The organism is Mongoliibacter sp., assembly GCF_007692705.1.
Lineage (GTDB): Bacteria > Bacteroidota > Bacteroidia > Cytophagales > Cyclobacteriaceae > Mongoliibacter.
In genome coordinates this window covers 1-26,038 of record NZ_REBN01000124.1, presented here as the reverse complement: position 1 = coordinate 26,038, position 26,038 = coordinate 1, and the positions used below count along the sequence as shown (strand labels likewise).

Here is a 26,038-nt window from a genome sequence, read left to right as displayed (position 1 = left end):
TGAAAGGTTGGTTCTAAAAGTAAGAAATAGGTATTTTGCTTTTCTAAAAACCAACCAACCCAAATTATGAAGAACAACACCCATAGAAGAACCTTTATCCGAAACCTTGGCCTGCTGGGATTTGGGGCTACTGTAAGCCCTATTCTGTTGCAAAGCTGTGGAGGTGGAACTCAGAGTTCCGAAGAAGCTGTTGAAGCAGCAGTCAATGAGCTTTTTTTTAAAATTTCTCTGGCTCAGTGGTCATTGCACAAAACGCTTTTTGCAGGAGAGCTGGACAACCTGGATTTTGCAAAATTCACCAAAGACAATTTTGATATCCATGCGGTGGAATATGTCAATGCCTTTTTCAAGGATAAAGCAAATGATAAGGAGTATCTTGGAGAAATGAAAAAGCGGGTCAACGACTTGGGTATGGAGTCTGTCCTGATCATGGTGGACGGAGAAGGTTTCTTAGGGGATCTGGATGAAAAGGCCAGAATGAAATCGGTGGATGACCATAAAAAATGGGTAGAAGCTGCTCAGTTTCTGGACTGCCATTCTATCCGGGTGAATGCCTTTGGGCGTGGCACTGCCGAAGAAGTGGGTGCTGCTGCTACAGATGGCTTGAGGAAACTTTCTGAATTTGCCAAAGCCTACGACATCAATGTCATTGTGGAAAATCACGGTAGCTACTCCTCGAATGGACAGTGGCTGAGCAAGGTGATTCAGGATACGGGCATGGAAAATTGTGGGACACTTCCTGATTTTGGGAATTTCTGTATCAAGCGCTCAGGAGAATCCGAATGGGAAGGGGAATGTGTGGAGGAGTATGATCGTTATCAAGGGGTCAGAGAGATGATGCCTTTTGCAAAAGGAGTCAGCGCCAAAGCCAATAATTTTGATGCGGAGGGAAATTGTGTGGAGACAGACTATTATAAAATGATGCAGATCGTCAAGGACGCCGGTTATAGAGGCTATGTCGGCATTGAATATGAAGGAAATGAGCTTTCTGAAGTGGAAGGCATTAAAGCCACGAAGGCTTTGTTGGAAAGAGTGGGTCAGGAAATTTCATGATTCTTTTCTAGCCACTAAGACACGAAGGCACTAAGATTTTTGAATGAACTTTAGTGTCTTTGAGCCTTAGTGGCTACTATCAATAATCAAAAATCCGGTACTTTTATAATTGCTGAAGACAGAACTTACCAACTTTCCAATCCCAAAAGTTTTTTCCCCAATTCTGACAATTCTGCAGTACCATATTTGGTCTGTTCCCAGTTACGGGGATCACCGGGGAAGGCGTAGCCGGTAGGGGCGACCCTGTTTTTCCAGGAGTTGATTCGCCATTCCCGAAGTTCCTCATTTTCTTCTTCGGCCGGCATCATGGACAGGTATTGGGCAATCCTTACCTTATCTGATCTATTGGCCCTTATTCCATGAGGCAAAAGGCTATTGAAAATCAACAAGTCTCCCGCTTCCAGTTTGACTTTGACAATATCATTTTCAAATTGGCTGATATCGGGCATAAATCTGTTCCTGTCCGCTGGCTGAGTCAGTTTCCAGGTATCGTAAGTTCTATACAGTTCAGGAATGCATTGGAAGCCTCCCATATTTTCATCTGTCTGATCAGCGAGGGCAAGTACTCCCTGCACGTTTTGCGGTTTGGTTTCCGGGTCATAGTCCCAGTGAATAAAAGCCTTATACTCATGTCCAGGGCGGATGGGGAAATTGAGATTTGCCCGGTCAATGGTCACCCAAAGCTTATCTGTTCCCCAAATATCCGTAAAGGCCTCATAGACTTTTGGGGCCTGTCTGTTGTTCCATAATTCCTGATGATTGTACACTTCCACCATACCCGTGCCCACGAGCTCCTTCATTTCCATTTCATTGTAGGGGTTGATATACCAAGTCTCCGGATTACCAGGGTCCTTGTTTTCAAATTCCCATAAAAAATCAGCTGTGGCTTTTACTTGGGGTTTTGGAACAGCATTTTTGATCACGATATAGCCTTTGTGTACCCAGAATGCCCAATCTTCCTCACTGAGTACTTTTAGGGGTTTTCCATTGGAACGGTCGTTGAGGTGAATTTTGCTGCTTGTGGCAGTGGATGGATTTCCCGGTTTGTCTACATGGTAAGGGTTGGGATTTGAGGCTTTTTCCATATTATTTACATTTATGAAATATGAGAATCCGCATTTTTACGCCCATATTTCTGGAATTTTATTTTGAGAAGATATTTGAAGATGCTTGAATGCTACAGGTAAGAAATCCGCTTGGGATATTTATTTACCTGACTCCAGAGATAAATATAATTTCAGAATATTGGGTATAACCTTAAGGGTATGCAGACTCTAAGATTCAATTTATTAAAAATCAGGGGAATATGCTAAATTTTGAGCAGCGGGCTAAAAATAGATTTTACTTACTCCAATTCTAAAAATAAAGATGATTCAGCCTCAACGATAAAATGACTGTAGGTAAACAAAAAAAGCTCCGAATCCGGAGCCTTTAAAATTATTGATTGGCTAATACCACTTTTTCTTTAAACTTTTTTATCTGTCTTCTTAATGCTTCCACTGCCTCATCCGCCGCAGCCTCGAAAGAATCACTTTGTTGTTTTGAAAACAAGGTTTTACCAGGAACATTCAACTTGATTTCAACTATTTTATTCGCATTTTTCTCATTCTTATCTAATCTCATAAAAACTTCCCCGTCAACTATACGGTCGTAAAATGTATCCAATTTATCAGCTTTCTTTTGGATGAAGTCGATAAGCTTGTAATCGGCATCGAAGTGGATGGAATGCATTTGAAGTTTCATAACTTTGTAATTTAAAATTGAACATTTATTATGCTTTAGGATGTGCTTGTTCAAACACTGCCTTAAGTTTCTCCATTGAATTGTGCGTATATACCTGTGTGGCCGCCAGATTGGCATGACCTAACAAGTCTTTTACAGCATTGAGGTCTGCCCCCTTATTGAGTAGGTGTGTGGCAAAAGTGTGCCTGAGCAAATGTGGACTTCGCTTGGAAGTTTGGGCATACAGATCAAGATAATGCTTTACGATTCGGTATATCTTCATAGGGTAAGCCTGCTCCTTTTTATTATTAACGATAAAGTAATCACTCTCGCATATATTTGAAAATGTTTCTTCAAATACTTTTCTATACAGAATAATATTTTTTTTAAGTGAATTTGTAAGAGGTATAATTCTTTGCTTTTTCCTTTTTCCCAACACCTTAACATTTCCTTCGAGGAGGTTAATGTTACTCCATTGTAAGGATATCAATTCGGATAAGCGAACCCCTGTCAGGTATAAAAACTCCATGACCATTTTGTCCCTTTGGCCATCGAAGTCCTGTTCGTATGCCAACTCATCCAAAACATTAGCCATGGCCCCTTCTTGCACAAATTCAGGAAGTCTTTTAGGCGTTTTTAATGCTTTGATTTTATAAGTTGGATCTTTGCTTATAATACCTGATCTCATCAAAAATTTGTAATAAGACCTTAGAGTAGCAATTTTTCTATTGACACTTGTCGGACTTAAACCCATTTCTACTAAATCTATAACCCATGCCCTCAATTCTGCATGACTGGAATTCGAAATATCGTCGGATTCAAAAGCAGTAGCCACAAATTCAGAATATTGCTCCAAATCCTTTTTATAGGCCAACACAGTATGAGGGCTGGCTCTTTTTTCAAATTCAAGATAATTAATGAAGGATTCCAGCATATTCTCGGATTACTTATTTTGAATATATGAAATTACTTAGGAAACTCCGACCGAAAAGTGATGAAAATCATGAAAGGTCAGGATAAACATCAATCTCCCTGTGGTAAAGGTTCAGCCGGATTATAGATGGCATCCATATCAGACGCAGTTTCTTCAATGGTATCCAGAAAGCCTACTGCTTTTCTTCTTTCATTGACTGACTCTGGATTTTCGACTGGCCAAATTACCCATGAACCGTCATCCCTGAGCATTCCGCTGGCTTGTGTTCCATAAACCTGTTTTTTCCCTTGATACATAAGCATCCTGTCCAACATCATGGCTGCATGAACAGGACGGGCTTCTCCCTTGTCAGCCAATCGCTGCAACTCTGGGTAGTAGGTTTCAATCACATCAAGGTCTGCATGTTGGATCACTAAAAATACTGCTCTAGCTCCTTGGTCACCAATTTTACTTTGCTCAGGCCAGCCATATTTTGCCAGTTTATCTAACAACCAAGATTGATTTGAAATATCAATACTATTCATCTGTTTGTATAAGCTATCTGGTACAGCCTTTCCGGATTGCATGGCCTCCATAAAACTCTTTCTAACCCCTTGGTCAAGAGTCATAATAGAATCCAAAGAAATAGCAAATGCATCATAGTCCAATTCTTCAACAAGATCGATGGATTTGGTACCGCAGGCAAAAGTCAAAAATGCCAGGCAAATACAAATAAGTTTTCTCATGGAATTAGTTATAGGAAAATCTAAGTTACCAGATACCCTCTAAAAATGTAGCGAAAGGGGCTTAAGAAATGTTAAGCAGATAAAAATAAAAAAAGCGCACCCGCTTTCGGTAGGTACGCTTCTAGATGTGAATTATCTCAAAAAGATAACAAACAATTACTGATTAGCTTCTGTCTGTAGTCTTTGCTTATAAGCTGCTTTGATGACTTGTTCTCTTCTCTTTATAGAAGGCTTTACAAAGTGCTGTCTTGCTCTTAACTCACGAACAGCTCCAGTCTTATCAAACTTCTTTTTGAAACGCTTTAGCGCTTTCTCGATAGATTCGTTTTCTTTTACGTTGACTATGATCATATGTATACACCTCCTTTCAGGGTTGCAAATGTAGGAATAAAATATTGATTAATAAATTTTATCACTACTATTTCAAAATAAAAAGCCCTTTTCGGATGAAAAGGGCTCTCTTTAATTCTATATTAAATTTAGTCTAAAACCTTTTCGGCTAATAGAACTACTTTATTATCATTCACTTCTACAACACCACCATCAATCACATGGATTTTTTTACCCTCCTTCGTCGTGTAGGAAACAGCACCTTTGGTCAATGCAGACACCAATGCTGCGTGATTTTTAAGCACCTGAAAAGAGCCATTTGCGCCAGGGAAAGTTGCTTCCTCGACTTCTCCTTCAAATATTTTTTGGTCAGGTGTGATAATCGTCAATTGAATCATAACTTATTATTTTGCTTAAACTGTTATTACAGCTTTTAAATTATCTTACTTCAGCAAGCATCTTTTCACCTTTGGCAATCGCATCTTCGATAGAGCCTACCAAGTTGAATGCTGCTTCAGGCAAATGATCCAATTCACCGTCCATGATCATATTGAAGCCTTTGATGGTATCTTTAATATCCACCAAAACTCCCTTAAGACCTGTAAATTGTTCGGCTACGTGGAATGGCTGGGAAAGGAATCTTTGCACCCTTCTTGCCCTGTGTACCACAAGTTTATCTTCTTCAGAAAGTTCTTCCATACCAAGAATGGCAATGATATCCTGAAGCTCTTTGTATCGTTGAAGAATTTCTTTGACATTCTGCGCACAGTCATAATGCTCAGCGCCTAGGATATCCGGAGACAAAATTCTGGATGTGGAATCCAAAGGATCCACTGCCGGGTAGATGCCTAGCTCGGAAATTTTCCTTGAAAGTACTGTGGTAGCATCCAAGTGGGCGAAAGTTGTTGCAGGAGCAGGGTCAGTCAAATCATCCGCAGGTACATAAACTGCCTGAACGGATGTAATTGAACCGTTTTTGGTAGAGGTAATTCTCTCCTGCATGGAACCCATCTCTGTAGCCAGAGTAGGCTGATAACCTACAGCTGAAGGCATACGCCCAAGAAGTGCTGATACTTCTGAACCAGCCTGAGTAAATCTAAAGATATTGTCAATAAAGAAAAGGATATCTTTACCAGCACCATCTCCTTCACCATCTCTGTAATATTCGGCAAGTGTCAAACCTGTCAAGGCCACTCTTGCACGTGCCCCAGGAGGCTCGTTCATTTGGCCAAAGACGAAAGTAGCTTTCGACTCTTCCAATTTTTTCAAATCTACTTTGGAAAGATCCCAACCACCTTCTTCTTCAAGGGTATGCAGAAATTCGTCACCATAAGTTACAATCCCTGATTCGATCATTTCCCTCAAAAGGTCATTACCTTCACGTGTTCTTTCACCTACACCTGCAAATACAGAAAGACCTGAGTATGCTTTTGCAATATTGTTGATCAATTCCTGAATCAATACTGTCTTTCCTACACCAGCACCACCGAAAAGCCCGATTTTACCACCTTTTGCATAAGGCTCGATCAAATCGATCACTTTGATACCTGTAAACAAAACTTCAGTAGAAGTGGAAAGGTCCTCAAATTTTGGAGCAGATCTATGAATAGGCAATCTTTTGGCAGATTTCACCTCAGGTAGACCATCTATGGCCTGACCGATCACATTGAATAGTCGACCTTTGATAGCCTCTCCAGTCGGTACAGAGATTGGAGCTTCGTTGTCGACTGCTGCCTGACCCCTTACAAGTCCCTCTGTAGCGTCCATTGCGATTGTTCTTACCCTATCTTCACCTAGATGCTGCTGAACTTCCAAGATCACTTGGTGACCGTCATCTCTTGTGACTGTCAATGCATCCAGAATGTTAGGTAATTTTCCTCCCTCGAAAGAGATATCCACAACGGGACCAATTACCTGAGTTATCTTACCAATATTTGCCATTTGTATTTTATTGTAAAAAGGATTGATGCTTTTTGAATTTGGTTGCAAAATTAATTATTAATGCTTAATACCAAAGGATGTTTGGAAAATTAATCCCTGTATTTATCCTTTTTTTATTTTTTCCTTTGCTAAGCTCCTATTTCAATATTTAAAATGGAAATCAATCAAAATCAAAAGTTTAGAGTTTAGCCTTACTATAATCTAAAGTATCCTCTTTGCAAATAGAAAGGTCTTGTTCCAATAGGGATTGGCAAGATTATCTTCGGTGACACCAAGTGAAGTAGATGAATGTATAAATATAACCCTTCCTCTTTGTACATCCGTCACAATCCCTGCATGACTTACTCTTCTCCTTTTTTTACCTGTGGCAAAAAACAATAAATCTCCTTTTTGCAGATTCCTGCCTGACACATTCTTCCCCAACTTGCTTTGAGCATCTGATGTTCGTGGCATATTGATACCCACACTTGCATAGGCATGATAAATAAGCGCCGAACAATCAATCCCTGAACGTGTGGTCCCTCCATACCTATACGGAGTCCCCCTGTAAGACCTCGCTGTGGCAATAACGGTTTCAGCTTCACGATTTTTAACTTTTTTACTTGAAGCACAGGAAGTGAAAAAAATAGAAACGAGTAATAACAATACTAAATAATAGGAAAACTTTAAAGTAATTTCCACTTTGGAATAATTCATATTTGAATGAAATATAGTTATATTCAGTTGTAAGTTTATTTTTAAGTCTTACATGATCTTTTGACCCCATAAATTAACACTATGAACATCAGAAAATCTATACATTTCAGTTTTGTTATCGCTGTTTTTTCGTGTAGCACACCATCAAACAATGTTTCATCAGTCTCTACAGGCTATCATTCAGAGAGTGCTGCAGTGGTACAGGGTGTAAGCATGCTCGGAGACACCCTTATTTCTAAGATAGATTCAACCACTCAGGATGAACAAATACGTCAACTGCAGGCGGCTGAAAAAAAATATTCGGAAGAACCTTCAATGGAAAACCTAATCTGGATTGGCCGAAGAGAAGCATACCTGGGGAGGCATGATTTGGCTATAAGGACATTTACCAAAGCTATTAAGGAGTACCCTGAAGCCTTCGAACCCCTAAGGCATAGAGGTCACAGGTTAGTATCGGTAAGAAAATTTGACCAGGCTATAGAAGATTTTGAAAAAGCAGTAATACTAATGGAGGGCAAAGAGTTGATCATAGAGGAAGATGGCATGCCAAATAAATTGAATATTCCACTTTCCAATATCCAATTCAATGTCTGGTATCACCTCGGCTTAGCTCACTACCTCAAAGGAGATTGGGAAAAAGCCCTAGAGGCCTATACAGAGTGCCTCAAGGTTTCTGACAATGATGACCTTTTGGTGGCTACTTTGGACTGGTATTATATGACTTTGATGAAAATGGGAAAAATTGCTGAGGCTATTGAAGCTATTGCTGTAGTTACACCAAATATGACCATTATTGAAAATGATGCGTATTATAAAAGAATCATGATGTATAAAGGCCAGGTAGCTCCTGAAAACTTACTTAACGTAGACGCCAATGAACAAGACCAAAGGTTACAATATGTCACCCAAGGCTATGGTCTTGGGAATTATTACCTGACTAAAGGCGATACCGTACAGGCTGAGAAGATATTCCAGAATGTACTCGATACTGGATATTGGTCGGCTTTTGGTTATATTGCATCTGAAATGGAATTAGCAAAATTGAAAGAATGAGCAGAGAGGATTTCAGAAATTTACCGCTACATAAGAAAATCGGGGTGCTATACACTGAAGGCACTTTTGTGGTGGCTATAAGATATTACTCACACAAGGTCAACCTTTACTTGCTAGGAAATGAATACGTGGAAGTTTTTTATAACCACAAACTGGACAAAATTGATAACATCGACTTTTTGAACAGAGATCACTCCCGTATGAAGTTTTACCTTGACCAAATTCAGTTATCTATTTGAATTTGTTCAGACAACTCCAAAAGTGCGTGGTGGATTTTTAAAACCTGAGGTATTAAAAGCTTATTCTCCGAATTTTTGATTACAAAATCAGCCATCTCGTTTTTCTCTTCATCAGGCAACTGCTTGTCTATAATATCATTGATCTGCTGCTCTGTTCTCTGAGGATCTCTTAAGCGAATTCTTGTGATCCGGATTTTTAAAGGAGCACTTACATTGATCACTTTTCTAAGTTGTTTATAGGACCCAGTCTCAAAAAGCAAAGCCGCTTCCTTTAGAATATATGGGGCGGTTTGAAGTGACACCCAGCTTTCAAAGTCTTTCGCTACAGCAGGATGTACCAAGCTGTTTATCTTTTCAGTTTTTACGGGATCTCCAAAAACTGATTTTGCCAAGTATTGCCGATTAAGTTCACCAGAAGCGGAATAACTTTCCTCTCCAAAATTCTCTTTAATTTTAACGATGAGTTCAGGGTCATTGCTCAAGAGCCATTTTCCTCTGTCATCTGCATAATAAACTGGAATACCCAGAATTGAAAAAATTTTGGTAACGGTGGTTTTTCCTGACCCTATACCTCCGGTAATACCAACTGTCATGACTGTATTTTTACTCATATTTCAACCTTAGCACAGAGGGTTCTATTTCAATATTTTGCAAAAAAGAAGGTTTGGGATTTACCTGAACAGCCACAGTGCTGTCTGACCTGTTTCTATTGTAATAATTTAAAACTCCCTCAAATTCAAAATTATTCAGTTCATCAACCCTTCTTTCATCTATCCTATACCTCATAACAATAGTAGGCTCTTCGACCAGAGATACATTATTTGGGAAGTTCAACTTTTTGATTTTCAACCTCTTGTTACCTTCCAACATTTGGTATACGTCAAACTTTACATGTACACTCTCCTCTTCAAGTGTCAAGAACTCCCTCAATTCATCTGAGAGTTCAATAGGAAGGATCTTGTTAAAATTTTTGTTGATTCTATCCTCACCTAAAAGCACTGAAACAGTACCGTCTAACTTTTGTAACATAGAAGTTGGTCCTTTTATATTGACAATATTCGGATCAAGCTCTATGTCTCCTGCAATCCTATAATTTCTAGCAAGTGTTGTTGCTGTGGTATCAATTTGAACCTTGATTTTCCGAGTAACTATTTTGTCAATTTTGAATGTAATAGTGTCAGTGACCATAGAAACCAAGTTGGTGGGGTTGATCGACTCTGCAAGACCCCTTCTGATTTCGGAGGTCAGTATGTAGTTTTTAGTCGAAGGATTATTGATTTCAATCAAAAAAGGGGCTTCGTTTACTTTAAAATATTTACGTAACAAATCCCAGCCGTTTCCATTCACTTCTACATTTATCCTGTTTGGCAATTTCTCAACAGGCATGAATTCTTCCGGATCGAAGACAATCTCAATCGGGTATTCTACAACCGTAGTATAATTATCCTTATTGAGCGCATTTAAAACCCAAAAAGTGGCGGCTGCGAAAAAACACAGTGCCGCCACTTTAAGGTTTGCAATCTTCTGAGGAGAAAGATTGGAAAATCGTTTTTTGATTGTAGCCAAGATGGATCTTATTTAGTTCCTGTAGCTTTTTTAGTGTATTCAGCCGAAATAGCTGACTTTTCTACTTTAATTTTCATTCCTTTATCCAACTCTACAGTGATTGTGTCACCATCCATAGCATTGACTTTACCATGAATACCACCAATAGTGACTACTGTATCCCCTTTTTTCATGGCTTCCAGGAAATTTTTTGTTTCTTTTTGCTTTTTTTGCTGAGGCCTGATCATAAAGAAGTACATGATCAAAATGATGGAGCCGAAAAGGAACACCTGTCCCATAATACCGCTACCTTCAGCCTGTAATAAAATCCAAAGTTTCATATATTATCTCTTAACCGGACCTGCTTGTCCAGCAGCTCCCGCCTGTGATCTAGGTGTAACATTTCCTTTCATTCTCAATCTTGTAACATTCGGGTTTGTATTGGCCTGAATGGTAACAGTAGGTGCTTGCGTACCTGGCTTTGCTGTAGAGTTAAACACTACTTTTACAAATCCTTCATCACCTGGTTTGATAGGAGTTTTTGTCCAGTCAGGGCTAGTACATCCACAAGACGCGGTAATATTGGAAATTACCAAAGGCGCTTGTCCTTCGTTGGTAAATTTGAAAATGTGCTCTATTACTTTTCCTTCATCTATAGTTCCAAAATCATATTCCATTTCACTGAAACTAAATTGACCTAAGGAAGAAGGATCTGCCGGTTGGCTTGAGGTTACATTTGAAGGGGAGGCAGGCTGAGAAGCTTCTAGTCTTGCCAACTTTTGTTCCAATTCTGCAATCTTGTCATTCTGATCTGCACTTTTTGATTCACATCCTACTGCGAATAGCGCAACTGTTAAGGCTATTACAGATAATTTAATGTATTTCATGATAAATAAGGGTTAATTAGCTTCTTTATTGATTTGTTCGATAAGTTTGTTAACATCACTGAGTAGGTTCTCTGCTTTATTTTTTGCGTCAGAAATAACCTTATTGCCCTCAGACTTCGCTTCATTTTGAGGAAGATTTTTACCTTCTTTAAGGTCATTGATTAGTTTTTCTAACTCCTCGCTATACCTGGAAAGCTGATAAGTTAGTCTATCTCGGGTATTTTTGCCAGTGTCAGGTGCAAACAATACGCCTAATGCAGCACCTATACTGGCACCAGCGATGAATGCAATCCATGTGTTTGAATTTTTGCTCATTTCTATATTTTTATTTGTTATCTAAAAGACCTCTTCCACTCTTACGGATATGACCGCTTTCAGTTAACTCTTTGGACAAGACATCCAGCAAACCATTGACAAATTGCTTACTTTTCGGTGTACTGTAGGTTTTGGAGATATCTATATACTCATTGATACTCACTTTTACAGGTATGCTGGGGAAATTCTGCATTTCTGTGATTGCCATAGATAAAATGATTTTATCTGTCTGGGCAATCCTCTCGATATCCCAATTTTGAGTTCTTTTGGCGATCAAATCTTTGTTTTGGTCGTCATTTTGAATCGTCAAGTTAAAGATATTTTGGAAGAATTCCTTATCGTCTTCCCAGTTGAGTGCGATTTCCGGAAGCGGTTCATCTTCAGAATCGAAGTTCTCCTTTACATTCTTAAGCACTTTTGAAGCCAAACTTCGGATTACTGCCTTATTTTCAGTCCAATTAAGGTCTTTTTCTGCAAAAAAATTGAGAATTGCATCTACTTTGAAAATTACCTGCTTTAGAATGTCATCTACTATTGCGTAATCATCCTCCAAATCTGGAGAAACTTTTTTAATATACTCCTGGTAACTTTCCAGAGGCTTCACATAATCTCTAAACCACTCTTTAATTTCAAGTTCCAAATCATCAATGTAAGCACTATGTCTGATCAATGCACTTTGATAAATTTCAGATTCCTTTATTTTTAGTAGAATTTTATTTCGGCTAAGGTTGAGTTCACTCTTATTTAATACAAGGCTATCCTTTGACATCTTCATTTTCCGCTTTGATTCTGCCTCCACATGTTCTGAAAATCCCAGCAAGATTTGAATAGAAAAGAGATAAAGTTGCGGCAATCTTTCTGCTGAAGTCACCATATTGTTGGCTAAAAAATCAAAATCTTTTCTATTAGCCTGCTTGAATGCATTGAGGGCTTTCTTGGCTTCTACCTCAATTTTTGCATTATCAAATTCCCCAGATTCGAAAATCTCATTTCTAAGGTTTTTGCTAAACAAATCTATAGCCAAAGCAGCTTCTTTTTTCAGCAAGGGCTTATCCTGAACCTCCATGCTGTTGAGGTCGGGCTGAAAAGCCTCTTTAATCTGATCTTTGGCGAGATTAAGGTTCGAAGCTTTACACTGTTCGTAAGCATAAAGATTTTGGAAAGCCTTGACTCTGAGAATTCTTCTGTTTAACATACCCGAAATTAAAGAACGTAAATATAATAGTAAATTGATTGGGAAAAGGAATTCATATCACCTTTTCCGGAATACGAAAGAAAACCACCCGTAAATGTACAAAGTTCATTCACGAGCGGTTTTTTGATTGTTTGGTTTATTAATACGGCAATTTGACTTTGCCCATTGATTCAATTCTACTCCAAGCCAATTCTATAGCAGCTTGCTGGGCTGGAATATTTTCATTTTCAGATTTATCCAGTATGGCAGCACAAATATCATAGATTTTATCTGCATGAAGGTAGGTCAATTCTCTATTGTAACCCCCCACATATTCAGCATACACATTGATCAAGCCACCGGCATTGATAAGAAAGTCAGGCGCATAGACAATCCCTCTGTCCAAAAGTGCTTTACCATGCTTTTCCTCATCCTGAAGCTGATTGTTTGCTGCTCCGGCAATCACTTGGCATTTCAACCTGTCAATGGTCTGATCATTGATTGTAGCTCCAAGTGCACAAGGGGCATAAATATCCATATCCAAGTCATAGATCATACCTGGATCTACCACAGTAGCACCTGTCTCTTTTGCAACTTTCTTCAACCTGTCTTCAAAAATATCAGTGATGAATACCTCTGCTTTTTCTTTGATCAGATGTTCTACAAGATATTTCCCCACTTGGCCGATACCTTGTACAGCTATTTTTTTCCCAGTGAGACTATCTGATCCATATGCTTTTTTGGCTGCAGACTTCATTCCCAAATAGGTACCATAAGCAGTGACTGGAGAGGGATCTCCGCCTCCGCCTTTTACTTCTGGAAGACCTGTAACATATTTTGTTTCCATGGCGATATACTCCATATCGCTGGTTTTCATATTTACATCTTCTGCGGTTATATACCTTCCTCCCAAGCTGTTGATAAATCTCCCAAACCTGCGTAAGTAAGCCTCATTTTTCAACTTAGGATCACCTATAATCACAGCCTTACCTCCTCCCAAGTTCAACCCAGAAATAGCTGCTTTAAAGGTCATCCCTCTAGAAAGCCTTAAAACATCCGTGATAGCTTCGGCCTCTGAGCCATAATTCCACATCCTTGTACCCCCCAAGGCCGGGCCTAGTACAGTATTATGAATTCCTATGATGGCTTTGAGACCTGTGGGTTCATCATAACAAATGACCAATTGCTCGTGACCTAGAGAAGTGATCTGTCCGTAGATGGATCCCTCCCTCACTTTTTCCTCAGTATTTAATTCTACCATGTGAACTTGGAATTTTTAATTGTGTTATATTTGGGATTACTGTTATGTGTTACAGTGGCGCAAAATTATATATTTTGTTTGGCCTTTGCTAATGCAATTAATAGAGTAATAAAAAACTTATCAAGTGATTTAAAAACTTTTCTTCTGTGAAGCCACTATTACGTCTAAACAAGTACTTACTCAAATACAAGGGATATATTCTGTTGGGGATTATTTTTACTGTGATTTCCAATTTTTTTGTAATAATCCCTGCACAACTGGTAAGAATTGCAATAGATTATGTGGTAGAGAGTTTTTCTTATTTCCAAGTTATTGAAGGTGAGACATTAGGAGCTTTTGCAAGATTACAGTTTTTAAAATATATCCTGATCTTTGGTGTATTAATACTCATAATGGCACTTTTAAGAGGGTTTTTCCTCTTTTTGATCAGACAGACCATCATCATCATGTCTAGGCTGATTGAGTATGACATGAAAAATGAAATTTTTGAGCATTACCAAAACCTACCCCTTAGCTTTTACAGGAAAAATAGTACAGGAGACCTGATGGCAAGAATCACCGAAGATGTCAGCAGGGTAAGGATGTACCTTGGCCCGGCCATTATGTACGGACTAAATCTTCTGATTCTCTTTCCCATGGTAATTGGCTACATGCTCAGTGTCAATGTAGAGTTGACGTTATATTCGCTGATCCCTTTACCGATATTATCTATCAGCATATATTTTGTCAATAACCTGATCAATGAAAGGTCTGAAAAAATCCAGAGGAGCCTTTCAAGTCTGAGCACTTTTGTTCAAGAAGCATTCTCTGGTATAAGGGTTTTAAAAGCATTTGTAAGGGAGGATGATAGCTCGGAACAGTTTAAAGAGGCCAGTCTAGATTACAAAGACAAATCTATCAGGCTGACATTAGTACAATCTTTATTTTTTCCGCTAATCCTAGCATTGATTGGGTTGAGTACCATTTTGACAGTTTACATCGGAGGTGTTCAGGTTATCGAAGGCACTATTGGATACGGAGTGATCGCCGAATTTATTCTGTATGTCAATATGTTGACTTGGCCAGTGACATCATTAGGCTGGGTAACCAGTATTATTCAAAGAGCAGCTGCCTCGCAAGCAAGAATTAATGAGTTTTTAGATGAACAAAACCACATCATCAGTACAGAAAATTTAGAGGTTCCGATCAAAGGTGACATCGTCATAAAGGAATTGAGTTTTGTATATCCAGATTCGGGAATAAAAGCTTTGGATAAAGTCAGTTTTTCCATCAATTCGGGAGAATCTCTGGCTGTAATCGGGACCACAGGGTCCGGAAAGTCCACCATTGCCAATTTATTGATGAGAATGTACGACCCTACTCATGGTGAAATCCTTATCGATGGAAGAGATATCAAAGCCTACGATATTGCAGCGCTTAGAAAACAAATAGGGTTTGTACCTCAAGATGTCTTCTTATTCAGTGATACTATCAGCAACAATATCGGATTTGGATTAGACACTATTCCTGAAGGTGTAGTAGAAAAAGCTGCCCAGGATGCTGACGTCTATGAAAACATCAAAGATTTCCCTAATGGCTTTGAAACTAAACTGGGGGAAAGAGGTATCACACTCTCCGGAGGCCAGAAACAAAGAGTTTCAATTGCCAGAGCAATTGCCAAAGAACCCAGGATTCTACTTTTAGACGACTGTCTTTCCGCAGTGGATACAAAAACAGAAAATTCCATTTTGAATGCCCTCAAAGAAATTATGGTCAATAGAACCTCAATTATCATTTCTCACAGGGTATCATCAGCCAAGCTTGCTGATAAAATTATCGTTCTTGATGATGGGATGATGGTAGAACAGGGCACGCATAGTTTCCTTTTAGAGAAAAAAGGAGTTTATGCAGAACTTTACGAAAAGCAAACCCAAACTTCTGAAACCGTAGAAGACTAATTATTCCCTGTTTTTTGCAAAGAAATCAAACCCGATTTTTTGAGGGTTCCCCATGCTGGAAGTATGTTCCAATTTCTGATGGTAATTGATTACCATTAAATCATGAAAAGCAGGCGCAAGAAGATCATTGTTCAAAGCTGACAAAATAAGCTGCTCTACCAGGGACCTCATTTTCTCTTTGCTCACAAGGTTATCCTTCAATTCAGGAAAGTTGAAGACTATCTTCCTATCTCCTTCCAAAAAAAACTTATTTTCCTTATTGAGTAAGATCCTTCCGATGAGGTATCCCGGATCATCTAATCTGCCGAAATCAATCGTATCGCTCAAGAAATTGTAGATCAATATCTGCCCGAAATAGTTGAGGTCAGGATCACTCTTCAAATATTTTGATTTCGCCATGTAAGTATCTTCTGGGAGTTTGACAATATTGCTCTGAAGGATGAAAATCAAGACATCGCCCCCAATTCTGAAAATAAACTCATAGTCATTGGTTTTTGAAATTTTGATAGGAATAGCCTTCTCCCCCTCATCCTTCTCCTGCAATTCCCTTGCGATCTCAATACAAACCTCCTCCAATTGGCCAAATAGGGAGATTGAACTGTCAAACAAATTATACTTGAGTTTACTGGTAGTCTGAAGCTTACTTAGTATATTGATAATCATTATTTTTTGGGTTTAAAATTAATAATTTACACATGTCAGATAAAAACACAGGATTTGATGAAATTGAATCACTCTTTCAGGAAATCGGTACTAAAATAGAAGAATTAATCGAGAAAGGTAAAGAAGCCAGTGGTGAAGCCAAGGTAGATATTGAACAAAAAATCAAAGATCTAAGAAGTAAGAAAACCACCTTGGAAAAGGAGTTTAACAAAGGGAAAGCCAGGGCAGAAAAACTTTATCAGGAAAAAAAAGAGGAATATGAACCCACTTTCAACGAATCAATGGGTCATTTCAAAGAAGGTGTGAAGCAGATTTTGGAGGGAATAAAGATTTTATTAGGATCGAAGTAAGAATTTATATTTTATGATTCTAAGAAAATAGGCCATCAATCACCTCAGCTTTAGTTTGAAAACAAAAGTCAGGTGTATGCTTGTAGTTGGATATCGCCCGTCTATCGAATAAACAGCCTTAAGTATCTTTAGAATTCGGATGTGAAAATCAAAATCAAAAGACAAATCCAAGCTCCCCAATAGGTGGGATTTTTTGTAATATCTCGATTCGCAGCGGCAAAGGCTAAATAAAGATATATCTTTGCGGCATGAATTACCTTTCAGTTGACAATCTCAGTAAGTCTTTTGGAGAAAAAAGACTATTTCAAAACATATCCTTTGGTATCAATCAAGGGGAAAAAGTAGCGTTAGTCGGCATCAACGGCGCCGGAAAATCCACCCTTATGAAAATCATCATGGGAATAGAGGTGGCAGATGAAGGAGACATTGCCATAAATCAAAAGGTCAAAGTTTCTTACGTGCATCAAAATCCTGTCTTTGCTCCTTCCCTGTCTATTTACCAAACCATTTTTGACAGTAGCGGAAGTGAAATACTCAAAGTGATAGAAGCCTATCAAAAAGCATTATTGGATTCTGAAAAAGGAATGGACAATTCCAATGAGATGCAAAAAATATTTGAGAAAATGGATCGTCTGCAGGCCTGGGATTATGAATATCAAATTAATGAAGTCCTTGGAAAGCTTGGCATACACGATACAGCTGTCGACATAGGCAATCTCAGTGGTGGACAAAGAAAAAGGGTGGCTTTGGCAAAGGCTATTTTGGAAAAACCGGATCTATTGCTTCTTGACGAACCAACCAATCACCTGGATCTTGAAACTATAGAATGGTTGGAAGAATACCTGTCAAAGGCAAACCTATCACTTTTTATGGTTACGCACGACCGTTATTTTCTGGAAAAAGTCACTAACCAAATACTGGAACTGGATCAGGGAAAGGTCCACAAGTATATGGGGAATTATGGGTACTTTTTGGAGAAAAAAGCAGAAAGAAGAGAAAACGAAGCTACTGAACAGGAAAAAGCTAAAAGTCTTTACAAGAAAGAACTGGATTGGATCAGAAGGCAACCCAAAGCCCGAAGTACAAAAGCCAAATACAGGGTAGACGCATTTGAAGAAACAAAAGAAAAAGCTTTTCAGAAAAGAGAGGAAAGAGATATTCAGCTTACAGTGACAACTCAAAGACTGGGTAATAAGATCATCGAAATAGAAAAAATGAATAAATCTTTTGATGGGAAAAGCCTTATCAAAGATTTCAGCTATACATTTAAGAAAGGAGATAAGATAGGGATAGTGGGACCTAACGGTGCCGGGAAGACAACTTTTCTCAATTTGATCACAGGTTTACTGGAGGCTGACTCTGGCAAAATCAGTACAGGCCAAACCACCGCAATAGGGTACTACAGACAGGAAGAGGATTCCTTCGATGAGGAAAAAGCGTTGATTGATATTGTAAAAGACATAGCTGAAGTCGTAACGATTACTGGCGGAGCCACTATCACAGTTTCTCAATTTCTTACCAAGTTTGGTTTTCCTCCAAAGCAACAATACACTCCTGTTGCAAAATTAAGCGGTGGAGAAAGAAGAAGACTTCAATTGCTCATGGTATTGATCAAAAGTCCAAATTTCCTGATATTGGATGAGCCTACCAATGACTTGGATATTGTCACCTTGAATACCTTGGAAGAATTTCTCGACAATTTCCCAGGATGCCTAATTATTGTTTCACACGACAGGTATTTCATGGATAGACTTGTGGAACATTTATTTGTTTTCGAAGGAAATGGCATCATCAAAGATTTCCCTGGAAACTACACCGATCTGAGGGAGTGGGAAAAGGAACAAAAGAACCTAATTCAACCCCAGGCAAAGGAAAAAAAACCGGAAGTAGTTAAAACTGAAGTTCAGAAAGACAGTACCAAGGCAAGCTTTAAGGATAAAAAAGAATTTGAGGAGATCACAAAAAAAATGGCTGCCCTCGGTGAAGAGAAAAAAGCCCTAATAGAGAAAATATCCGCAGGCCATGATGACCATGAAACCCTTAATTCATGGTCTATAAGGATTCAAGAAATTGATAACAATGTAGAAATTCTTGAAATGCGTTGGCTTGAACTCAGTGAATTGGAGGGTATAAACTGAACAAGTTTCACTCAAAAAAAGTAGTTAGGGAAGATACAAATTCAAAATATTCTTATAAAAAAACAGCCTTTCAGTTCAGAAGGGCTGTTTTTTTATTTCAACAAAAGGAAAGATTAAAAGTCCATATCTTCATCATACTCTTCTCTGTCAGGGCGTCCATTTCTATCACGGAATCCTCCGAATCTCCAAGTGAAGGAAAGTGTTCCGATTCTTGTCTCCCTATTAAACATCCTATCTTGGACAAACCTTTGATCCTCGGCTCTGATTCTAAAGATACGGGTATTAAAAATATCACTCACATTTGCTGAGATGGTAGCCCTATTATTCATTATATTTTTACGGATACCTGCGTTGATCCCCCACATAGGCTCTATTTCCCCTTGTGGCAATACAATGGGACCTCTATAATTACCCTGTATTTGAACAGTTGCAAATTTAGGTACTGACATGTTTGCCAATAGTGAGACTGTCCAGCTGAAATTGGAATTATTGAAACCTTCCTCAATATTATCACCTATTATTTCAGAATAAAAAAGGTTACCTGTTAAAGTTGCATCGAACCAATCTGTGAACTGGATTTGATTGACCAACTCGAAGCCTGTGGCACTCCTGCTGTTTGCATTTTCTCTGGTCTGTACAGCCACATTGTCATCATCAACCCGCACTACTCTGGTCAGGATATCTGTAGAAAATCTGTGATAAACAGTAGCGTTCATCAGAAGTTTGTCCCAACCTTTTACGTATCCAACTTCATAGCTATCGGTCAGCTCTGGCTGTAAGAATGGGTTTCCCACACTTAGGTTGAATAAATCTGATATCCTAAATAGAGGTGCCAAGGCCCATATGTTAGGCCTGGAAATTCTTCTGCTATAATTAGCGGTAAACTCTTCCTCTTCACCCAAATCATAAGAAAGGTACATTGATGGGAAAAGGTTGAAATAATTATTGACTACTACATTTTGATTACTCTCCTGCACTGAAATGGTCTCGGTATACTCACCTCGAAGCCCACCTTGGTATCCCAATTTGCCAATTCTGTTTTTATAACTGGCATATGCTGCATATACGTCTTCTTTAAAATTAAATCCATCGCTGAACCTATCATCCATCTCCGGTATAAATTCTGTGCTTTGGTCTCCTTGGAAAAAATCCTGACCTCTGTCCCATACGCCAAAAGTACCTTTCAATCCTGATTCAAATTTTCCTCCATTCTGAAATGGTTTTTCATAATCCGCTTGCAACACATAGAATGAACTCCATTGAGGCCTTTCATTAATTTGAATCAATCTATTTTCAGGAACTTCTTCATTGAAAGAATTGAAGAATCTTTGGTCATAAAACTCATCTTGAAATCTATCATCATAGGAGTAGGAAGCAGAAGCAAACAATCTCTGACCCAAGGTGTCTATTTCCCATGTATAATTAATTCCGGTTTCAATATTATAACTGGTACGGGTATCCTCATTATTCCTGACGAAGAGACTGTCCAGCTGTCTCATGGAGTTTTGATTTCTTTGGTTCAAGTCATTAAAACTGTTACGATTTCTAAAATTCGCCTGAGCATAGAATCCAAAAGTTTTGTTATCAGTGATATTCCAATCCAATCCACCTCTCACCAAGTGGTTTACATCAAAGCTTTCCCCATAGTTGTCCTGATCTAGAAATGGAGAAACATTAGGGATAAAAGACTCTCTCAGCCCCTCACCTTCTCTAAAAGTCCTTCTATCCTGAAAATTATAAGAGGCATAAATATTGATTTTTTCCAAACCATAATTCATATTGAAACCAGCAGTATACTTATCTCTTGTGCCAATAGAAGCATTCACTTGTCCATTTAATCCTGTTTTTTCATTTTTCTTCAGGATAATATTAATAATCCCCCCAACACCAGCTGCATCGTATCTTGACGATGGGTTGGTAATCAACTCTACTGATTTGATGCTATTTGCAGGAAACTGTGCCAATATACTTTCGGCATCATCTCCTGATAAATTGGAGGGCCTTCCATTTATATAAATAAGGATATTACCACTTCCTCTCATAGTAATACCACCTTCATCATCCACCTGAATGGAAGGAAGAGTCTCCAGCAGCTCTGATGCAGTCGCTCCCTCAGCAACAATACTGTTTTCTACATTAAAAGTACGTTTGTCAATATCACTTTCAAACATAGACTGAACACCTTCCACTGTAACCTCCTCCAAATTTTGGGCATCGGGTCTAAGACGAATGGTGCCAGCATTTAATGTAGCCTTATCACCAACTTCGATATTTCTATAGAAATTCTCGTATCCGATAAATCCCGCTCTCAGGATATAACTACCCGCCTCGGCGGGAAATGAAAAAGTCCCATCCAATTCTGTCATACCTCCTGTTACAAGTGAAGAATCAGCAGGATTTAAGAGTGCTACATTCGCAAACTCCATTACTTCATTTTTTTCCCTATCTGAAACTTTACCTTTTATAGTAAAGTCTTGGCTAAAAATTTCAAAAGTAAAAAGCGTGAAAATTCCGGCTAGTAAATAAGTTAAAATAGGTTTCATAGTAATCTTTTTGTTTTTCGGCAATCTTGAATCTACAAAATATTATACTGTTTTCAAAAGGTATTTATATCAACGGTAGATAAAAACAAAACATTTGATATAATAAATATTCAAATTATTCTGTTTTTGAAAGGAAATAGAAATAAAATATTATACTGATGTTAATAGGAGGCATAACACATAATTCGAGGTGGTAGCCAACAAATTAAAAACGGTATGCAGAAGTGTTTGTTTGCAATTTATATGTATATACATTTATCGGGTCTATTCGTAGATAAAAAGTCTATTTATTATTTAAACGGAAAGGAAAAACAACATTTCTTGAACAAAAAAGGATAAATTAGTGATTTATAAAAAAACCACATTACCAACTTGTTTGCCAAAGTCATAAAATGCAACCTCGAAAATATTCTAAAATTTTGTTTTCCTTAATTTGGATCTTTTTTGTGCTAATTGGTAATTCTAAAGCACAGGATAATTCCCTTGATTCGCTTAGAAACTCGGTTAAAGAGGCGGAATCGGACAATGAAAAGCTAAAGGCATACAGAACATTCCTATCACATATTTATCCAAATGAAAAGGAACTGATTTTCAAGCATTACCCTGAGGGTATTGATTTGGCTGTTTCTTTGGGGGATTATGAAACTGCGGCAAACTGGTCTATAGAGCTTTTTCAAAGCTTCCAAATTTCATCTGGAAAAGGAAAGGATGCCTTAATTACAATGGAAAAAGCTACGACGTTTGTTCCAAAAATATCCTCCTCTAAATTGAGGGGAGATATCTTTTTGAAATATGCAGCAGCCTATTATGATATGGGAGAATTTGAAAAAGCTATTGGAGAATATACAAATGCCATTCATGAATTTACAGATCAAGATTCCATTTTAGTAGCTGATGCACTTTTTTTCAGAGGTCAGGCTCGGGACTTCAAGGGAGAATTTATCAATGCCATCAATGATTACCAGAAAGCTGCTTTGTATTACGAGTTGTTGGAAGATGAAGAGTATGTAGATTATGTACAAAACAGCATGAGTATCATATTCAGCAAATATGGAATGTTGGATGAATCGGAAAAAATCCGGTTAAAGTTATTGGAAAGCCATCTTCGGAGAAATCAAAAAAGGTATTGGGCAGTAGTCATGTATAATAGAGCAGGAACATACAGATTGGCCGGATATCTTGAGGAAAATTATAATATCCTCAGGGAGGTCTACGAAAATATGGATGAGGAAATAGATGATCCTCACCTTGAGGTATCACTCAACTTAGCCTTAGCCAACCACTTCGCAAGAGAAGGAGACAATCAGCAATTTGATTTTCATTACAGAAAGGCAGACAGCATTCGGGAAGAAAGGATCGGGAAAGGTTCTTATTTGGATATTTCCTTTACAAAGTCCAGATTTTTGGGAGAGAAGAACTTTGGCGACCTCTTTGTAGCGAAAGAAAAATTGAAAGAATATAAGGCTCAGGCAAATAGCATCGACAAATTCACTGATAAACTGGATGTGTTGGCTTTTGAAGCTGAATTACAACATCTAATGGGTAATCATGCAGAGGCGTTTGAAGCACTTTCATCATGGAGTCAAAAAAAGGATTCAGTTTTCGCGGTAAATAAAGCCACTTCTTTTGCCTACTATCAAACCCTCTACGAAACCGAAAAAAAGGAAAGGGAACTCTTAAAAAAATCACTTGAAATAGAAAATATTACCACAGCCAATCAAAAGAAAATAGCACTAATCGTGGGCCTATCTTTAATATTGATAGTAGGATTGGCAGTGCTTTACCTGTATAAAAACCTTCAATCTGAAATTAAAGCGAAGAGAATGCAGGAAAAATTCTCCAGAGATTTGCTGATTTATCAGGAAGAAGAAAGGAAACGTATATCCAAAGATCTTCATGATGGCTTAGGACAAAGTCTGCTTTTGATCAAAAACAAGGTGGCTATGAGTACTGATGCTTCAGCATCTGGGCTATTGGATTCGGCTATAGAAGAACTTCGCGGTATTTCAAGGTCTCTTCATCCATTTCAATTGGAAGAGTTGGGACTAACACGTGCTATAAAAAATACTTTGGAAAACTTAGACGGGGAAACAGATATTTTTATAAGTTCCGAAATTGATGAAGTGGATAGCCTATTTGATAAAAACGAACAGCTCCATGTATACAGGATAGTTCAGGAAGTTTTTAATAATATACTAAAACATGCACAAGCCTCAGCCGTAAGGGTTCTAATGGTATTGGATAATCAGATGGTAAACCTATCCATTGAAGACAATGGCATCGGCTTCGATTTTTCTGAAAAATATCAGGATTTCGAAAGCTTGGGCCTTAAAACATTAAAAGAGAGAACAGCTAGCCTTAAAGGAACTATGAAGGTGGATTCCGAAAAAGGAAAAGGTACTAAATTTTCATTTTATTTTTACAAATAAGTATGAGCCCCGAACTTGTAATTGCAGATGATCACCCTTTATTATTGAAAGGCCTAAAGGATTTTTTGGAAGAAAGTGGATATACAATTGCTGCGATGGCCAGTGATGGACAGCATGCATTTAAGGCTATTCAGGAATATAAACCTTTGATAGCCATATTGGATTTGGAAATGCCAGATATGACTGGGCTACAGGTGGCAAAAGCCTGTAAGGAAATCGGAATTAAAACCAAAATTATCTTATTTACGCTTCACAGAGAGCTTTTCATTTACCAACAAGCAAAAGAACTGAATATTTCAGGGTATTTGCTGAAAGAATTTGCTACTGAAGAACTCCTAACCTGCCTGAACAAAATCCAAGAAGGAAAGGAATATTTCAGCAGCAAAATTTTCCAGAAAAAGGGAGAACCAAAAGTCTTAAATGAAGGTATTGCACTGACTCCTTCAGAGAAGAAAATTCTTAAGCTAATTGCTGACGGCTTAACCACAAAAGACATTGCGGATAAACTTTTTATCGCTGAGCGTACAGTAGAAAAGCATAGAAGCAATATCATCAATAAGCTAAACTTGGATAAGAAACACAATACACTTTTGATTTGGGCACAAAGAAATAAGGGAATCATATTCTGAGACAATACCAGTCTTTGGTCGAATATACGTGGTAACACGTATTGCCTACTTATGATGCATGAACTACATTTGAATATATAATCATTTGGAATTCATTATGAAAATTAGTTCAACTTTTGGAGATTTTAAAATCACACAATCTATCAGTAAGCCTGATGAATTGTTGATAATGTCGGACTGGCACAGCTTGGTGAGAATTTTTGACAGCAGCAGAACATTTATGGTTAGCTCTAAAGATAAAGTATTCGGAGTATACCTTAGCAGGCAGGAATGTGCAGATGTATTCTGCAAGTTCTTAAAAAATATTGAACTCTTAGACTTAGAATCTGTGAGTATCGAAAACACTACACTTTTTGAAAGAGTAGTTTATAATGGGTGATTAGTCTAAAAAATGGCGGGTATTAACCCGCCAATTTTTTTAAGGTGTGTTGGATTAGATTATCCACTATTTCATGAGCATTGTCTGCGAATTCATGTGTGATTCTATTGGCCACAATGGCATTTAGACTCATGACCTCATGCCCCAACAACCTGCCCATAGCATAATAGCCGGCAGTTTCCATTTCAAAGTTTGTCAACTGAAAACCATCTACATTTATCTTTCCTAACTTTTCAATAATATCTGGTATGGCTGGTTTTACCCTTACCTCTCTACCCTGAGGTCCAAAAAATCCTGGACAAGTTACCGTATTCCCAACAAGCAGCCCTTCTCTGAGTAATGCAAGTAATTTTTCAGACCCCTGAATACAATAAGGTATAAAAGGTAGGCCAAGAGATTTTTGGATTTGAACCCCTACCTCTTTTTCAAGATCAGAATATTCAGCTTTGTAAAAAGTCATTAACGTATCAAGCCCTATTCCGAAAGCTGAAGCCAAAATACTGCCAGCAGGAATAGATTTCTGCATGCTTCCAGAAGTCCCGATTCGGATTACATTTAAGGTAGTATGATCTTTTTTCGGTAAACGGGTCTTCAGATCCACATTAACCAGGGCATCCAATTCAGTCATAAAAATCTCAATGTTGTCCGTACCCATGCCAGTGCTCATCACAGTAATCCGCTTCCCCTTATAGCTCCCCGTGTGTGTGACAAACTCCCTCTTGGACATGGTGAATTCTATCTCGTCAAAGTATTTTGAGACCTTCTCTACCCTGTCAGGATCACCTACTGTGATAACAGTTGAAGCCAGGTGTTCTGGCTTCAAGTTGAGATGATAAATACTTCCGTCAGGATTAATGATCAGTTCCGATTCTGGAATTCTTTTGCTCATTGATAATGCTTTTAATTTTTTCTTTGTCGTCTCTTCTGAATATTCCCTTATAGGGATTATAACCGTTCGACTGTTTTTGATAATAACCGGTACCGTCGTAAGGCCTTTTTTCAGGATGTTCTTTACATTCCACAGAACAGGTGCCTTCCAGCTCCCAACCGCATTTTTCACAAATTGGTAAGTGCTCATTACAAACGGGGTTGGCA

General features: G+C 38.3%; 27 protein-coding genes and 1 pseudogene. 9 read left to right on the top strand and 19 right to left on the bottom strand.

Annotated elements, in window-relative coordinates:
• The first annotated feature begins 66 nt into the window (after positions 1–66).
• Positions 67–1,053 (top strand): TIM barrel protein, encoded by a 987-nt coding sequence (locus tag EA341_RS06145; RefSeq protein ID WP_293012347.1) that lies wholly within the window; start codon positions 67–69, stop codon positions 1,051–1,053.
• Positions 1,054–1,178: 125 nt separating this feature from the next.
• Here EA341_RS06145 and EA341_RS06140 read toward each other — a convergent pair whose 3' ends face one another.
• The 8 genes from EA341_RS06140 to EA341_RS06105 all read right to left on the bottom strand — a co-directional run bounded on the left by EA341_RS06140 (position 1,179) and on the right by EA341_RS06105 (position 7,401).
• Positions 1,179–2,138, bottom strand: a complete 960-nt coding sequence (locus EA341_RS06140; protein ID WP_293012346.1) for a phytanoyl-CoA dioxygenase family protein — start codon at positions 2,136–2,138, stop codon at positions 1,179–1,181.
• 352 nt (positions 2,139–2,490) lie between these two features.
• Entirely contained in the window at positions 2,491–2,796 is a 306-nt protein-coding gene (raiA, locus tag EA341_RS06135; protein ID WP_293012345.1) for a ribosome-associated translation inhibitor RaiA, read from the bottom strand.
• 28 nt (positions 2,797–2,824) lie between these two features.
• Complete coding sequence (locus tag EA341_RS06130; protein ID WP_293012344.1) at positions 2,825–3,709, bottom strand: tyrosine-type recombinase/integrase; 885 nt, start codon at positions 3,707–3,709, stop codon at positions 2,825–2,827.
• An 89-nt stretch (positions 3,710–3,798) separates the two neighbouring features.
• Positions 3,799–4,434 carry a DUF6624 domain-containing protein gene (locus tag EA341_RS06125; protein ID WP_293012343.1) on the bottom strand — a complete coding sequence of 212 codons (636 nt, stop codon included), beginning with the start codon at positions 4,432–4,434 and terminating at the stop codon, positions 3,799–3,801.
• Between the two features lie 156 nt (positions 4,435–4,590).
• Positions 4,591–4,785 carry a 30S ribosomal protein S21 gene (gene rpsU / locus EA341_RS06120; protein WP_106132905.1) on the bottom strand — a complete coding sequence of 65 codons (195 nt, stop codon included), beginning with the start codon at positions 4,783–4,785 and terminating at the stop codon, positions 4,591–4,593.
• Positions 4,786–4,913: 128 nt separating this feature from the next.
• The gene (gene atpC / locus EA341_RS06115; protein ID WP_293012342.1) at positions 4,914–5,162 is read right to left on the bottom strand and encodes an ATP synthase F1 subunit epsilon; all 249 of its coding nucleotides are present in this window, start codon (positions 5,160–5,162) and stop codon (positions 4,914–4,916) included.
• A gap of 40 nt (positions 5,163–5,202) precedes the next feature.
• The gene (atpD, locus tag EA341_RS06110; protein WP_293012341.1) at positions 5,203–6,705 is read right to left on the bottom strand and encodes a F0F1 ATP synthase subunit beta; all 1,503 of its coding nucleotides are present in this window, start codon (positions 6,703–6,705) and stop codon (positions 5,203–5,205) included.
• Positions 6,706–6,906: 201 nt separating this feature from the next.
• Positions 6,907–7,401 carry a C40 family peptidase gene (locus tag EA341_RS06105; protein WP_293012340.1) on the bottom strand — a complete coding sequence of 165 codons (495 nt, stop codon included), beginning with the start codon at positions 7,399–7,401 and terminating at the stop codon, positions 6,907–6,909.
• Between the two features lie 81 nt (positions 7,402–7,482).
• Between EA341_RS06105 and EA341_RS06100 the strand changes: the two genes are divergently transcribed.
• Positions 7,483–8,454, top strand: coding sequence for a tetratricopeptide repeat protein (locus tag EA341_RS06100; RefSeq protein ID WP_293012339.1), 972 nt, complete (start codon positions 7,483–7,485; stop codon positions 8,452–8,454).
• Positions 8,451–8,693, top strand: a complete 243-nt coding sequence (locus EA341_RS06095) for a hypothetical protein (protein WP_293012338.1) — start codon at positions 8,451–8,453, stop codon at positions 8,691–8,693. The genes EA341_RS06100 and EA341_RS06095 overlap by 4 nt, the downstream gene beginning before the upstream one ends.
• On the opposite strand, the gene coaE is transcribed toward EA341_RS06095, so the two are convergent.
• The 7 genes from coaE to EA341_RS06060 all read right to left on the bottom strand — a co-directional run bounded on the left by coaE (position 8,678) and on the right by EA341_RS06060 (position 13,875).
• The gene (gene coaE, locus EA341_RS06090) at positions 8,678–9,304 is read right to left on the bottom strand and encodes a dephospho-CoA kinase (protein ID WP_293012337.1); all 627 of its coding nucleotides are present in this window, start codon (positions 9,302–9,304) and stop codon (positions 8,678–8,680) included. The genes EA341_RS06095 and coaE overlap by 16 nt on opposite strands.
• Positions 9,297–10,259, bottom strand: coding sequence for a YbbR-like domain-containing protein (locus tag EA341_RS06085; RefSeq protein WP_293012336.1), 963 nt, complete (start codon positions 10,257–10,259; stop codon positions 9,297–9,299). The genes coaE and EA341_RS06085 overlap by 8 nt, the downstream gene beginning before the upstream one ends.
• Before the next feature lie 8 nt (positions 10,260–10,267).
• Positions 10,268–10,579, bottom strand: coding sequence for a preprotein translocase subunit YajC (gene yajC / locus EA341_RS06080; protein ID WP_293012335.1), 312 nt, complete (start codon positions 10,577–10,579; stop codon positions 10,268–10,270).
• Between the two features lie 3 nt (positions 10,580–10,582).
• Positions 10,583–11,125: a DUF1573 domain-containing protein gene (locus tag EA341_RS06075; protein ID WP_293012334.1), complete on the bottom strand. Its 543-nt coding sequence runs from the start codon at positions 11,123–11,125 to the stop codon at positions 10,583–10,585.
• 12 nt (positions 11,126–11,137) lie between these two features.
• Positions 11,138–11,440 (bottom strand): YtxH domain-containing protein, encoded by a 303-nt coding sequence (locus tag EA341_RS06070; RefSeq protein ID WP_293012333.1) that lies wholly within the window; start codon positions 11,438–11,440, stop codon positions 11,138–11,140.
• A gap of 10 nt (positions 11,441–11,450) precedes the next feature.
• Positions 11,451–12,635 (bottom strand): transcription antitermination factor NusB, encoded by a 1,185-nt coding sequence (nusB, locus tag EA341_RS06065; protein ID WP_293012332.1) that lies wholly within the window; start codon positions 12,633–12,635, stop codon positions 11,451–11,453.
• A gap of 139 nt (positions 12,636–12,774) precedes the next feature.
• On the bottom strand, positions 12,775–13,875 hold the full coding sequence (locus EA341_RS06060; RefSeq protein WP_293012331.1) for a Glu/Leu/Phe/Val dehydrogenase: 1,101 nt from the start codon (positions 13,873–13,875) through the stop codon (positions 12,775–12,777).
• A gap of 146 nt (positions 13,876–14,021) precedes the next feature.
• Here EA341_RS06060 and EA341_RS06055 point away from each other — a divergent pair, with 146 nt between their 5' ends.
• Positions 14,022–15,812, top strand: coding sequence for an ABC transporter ATP-binding protein (locus EA341_RS06055; protein WP_293012330.1), 1,791 nt, complete (start codon positions 14,022–14,024; stop codon positions 15,810–15,812).
• On the opposite strand, the gene EA341_RS06050 is transcribed toward EA341_RS06055, so the two are convergent.
• Positions 15,813–16,475 (bottom strand): hypothetical protein, encoded by a 663-nt coding sequence (locus EA341_RS06050; RefSeq protein WP_293012329.1) that lies wholly within the window; start codon positions 16,473–16,475, stop codon positions 15,813–15,815. It abuts the gene before it with no gap.
• 32 nt (positions 16,476–16,507) lie between these two features.
• Between EA341_RS06050 and EA341_RS06045 the strand changes: the two genes are divergently transcribed.
• Together EA341_RS06045 and EA341_RS06040 are read left to right on the top strand one after the other, a co-directional pair.
• Positions 16,508–16,825: a hypothetical protein gene (locus EA341_RS06045; protein ID WP_293012328.1), complete on the top strand. Its 318-nt coding sequence runs from the start codon at positions 16,508–16,510 to the stop codon at positions 16,823–16,825.
• 248 nt (positions 16,826–17,073) lie between these two features.
• Positions 17,074–18,963 carry an ABC-F family ATP-binding cassette domain-containing protein gene (locus EA341_RS06040; RefSeq protein WP_293012327.1) on the top strand — a complete coding sequence of 630 codons (1,890 nt, stop codon included), beginning with the start codon at positions 17,074–17,076 and terminating at the stop codon, positions 18,961–18,963.
• Positions 18,964–19,076: 113 nt separating this feature from the next.
• Here EA341_RS06040 and EA341_RS06035 read toward each other — a convergent pair whose 3' ends face one another.
• Entirely contained in the window at positions 19,077–21,506 is a 2,430-nt protein-coding gene (locus EA341_RS06035; protein ID WP_293012326.1) for a TonB-dependent receptor, read from the bottom strand.
• Between the two features lie 446 nt (positions 21,507–21,952).
• Between EA341_RS06035 and EA341_RS06030 the strand changes: the two genes are divergently transcribed.
• The 3 genes from EA341_RS06030 (at position 21,953) to EA341_RS06020 (ending at position 24,943) form a co-directional block, all read left to right on the top strand.
• Positions 21,953–23,935 (top strand): ATP-binding protein, encoded by a 1,983-nt coding sequence (locus EA341_RS06030; protein ID WP_293012324.1) that lies wholly within the window; start codon positions 21,953–21,955, stop codon positions 23,933–23,935.
• A gap of 2 nt (positions 23,936–23,937) precedes the next feature.
• Positions 23,938–24,564 (top strand): response regulator transcription factor, encoded by a 627-nt coding sequence (locus EA341_RS06025; RefSeq protein ID WP_293012322.1) that lies wholly within the window; start codon positions 23,938–23,940, stop codon positions 24,562–24,564.
• A 97-nt stretch (positions 24,565–24,661) separates the two neighbouring features.
• A complete protein-coding gene (locus EA341_RS06020) occupies positions 24,662–24,943 on the top strand; it encodes a hypothetical protein (RefSeq protein WP_293012320.1) in 282 nt (93 codons plus the stop codon).
• Between the two features lie 22 nt (positions 24,944–24,965).
• Here EA341_RS06020 and EA341_RS06015 read toward each other — a convergent pair whose 3' ends face one another.
• Positions 24,966–25,832, bottom strand: a complete 867-nt coding sequence (locus EA341_RS06015) for a nucleoside phosphorylase (RefSeq protein ID WP_293012318.1) — start codon at positions 25,830–25,832, stop codon at positions 24,966–24,968.
• A pseudogene (locus EA341_RS06010) lies at positions 25,795–26,038 on the bottom strand (hypothetical protein); the annotation flags it as partial. The pseudogene EA341_RS06010 and the gene EA341_RS06015, both read right to left, overlap by 38 nt.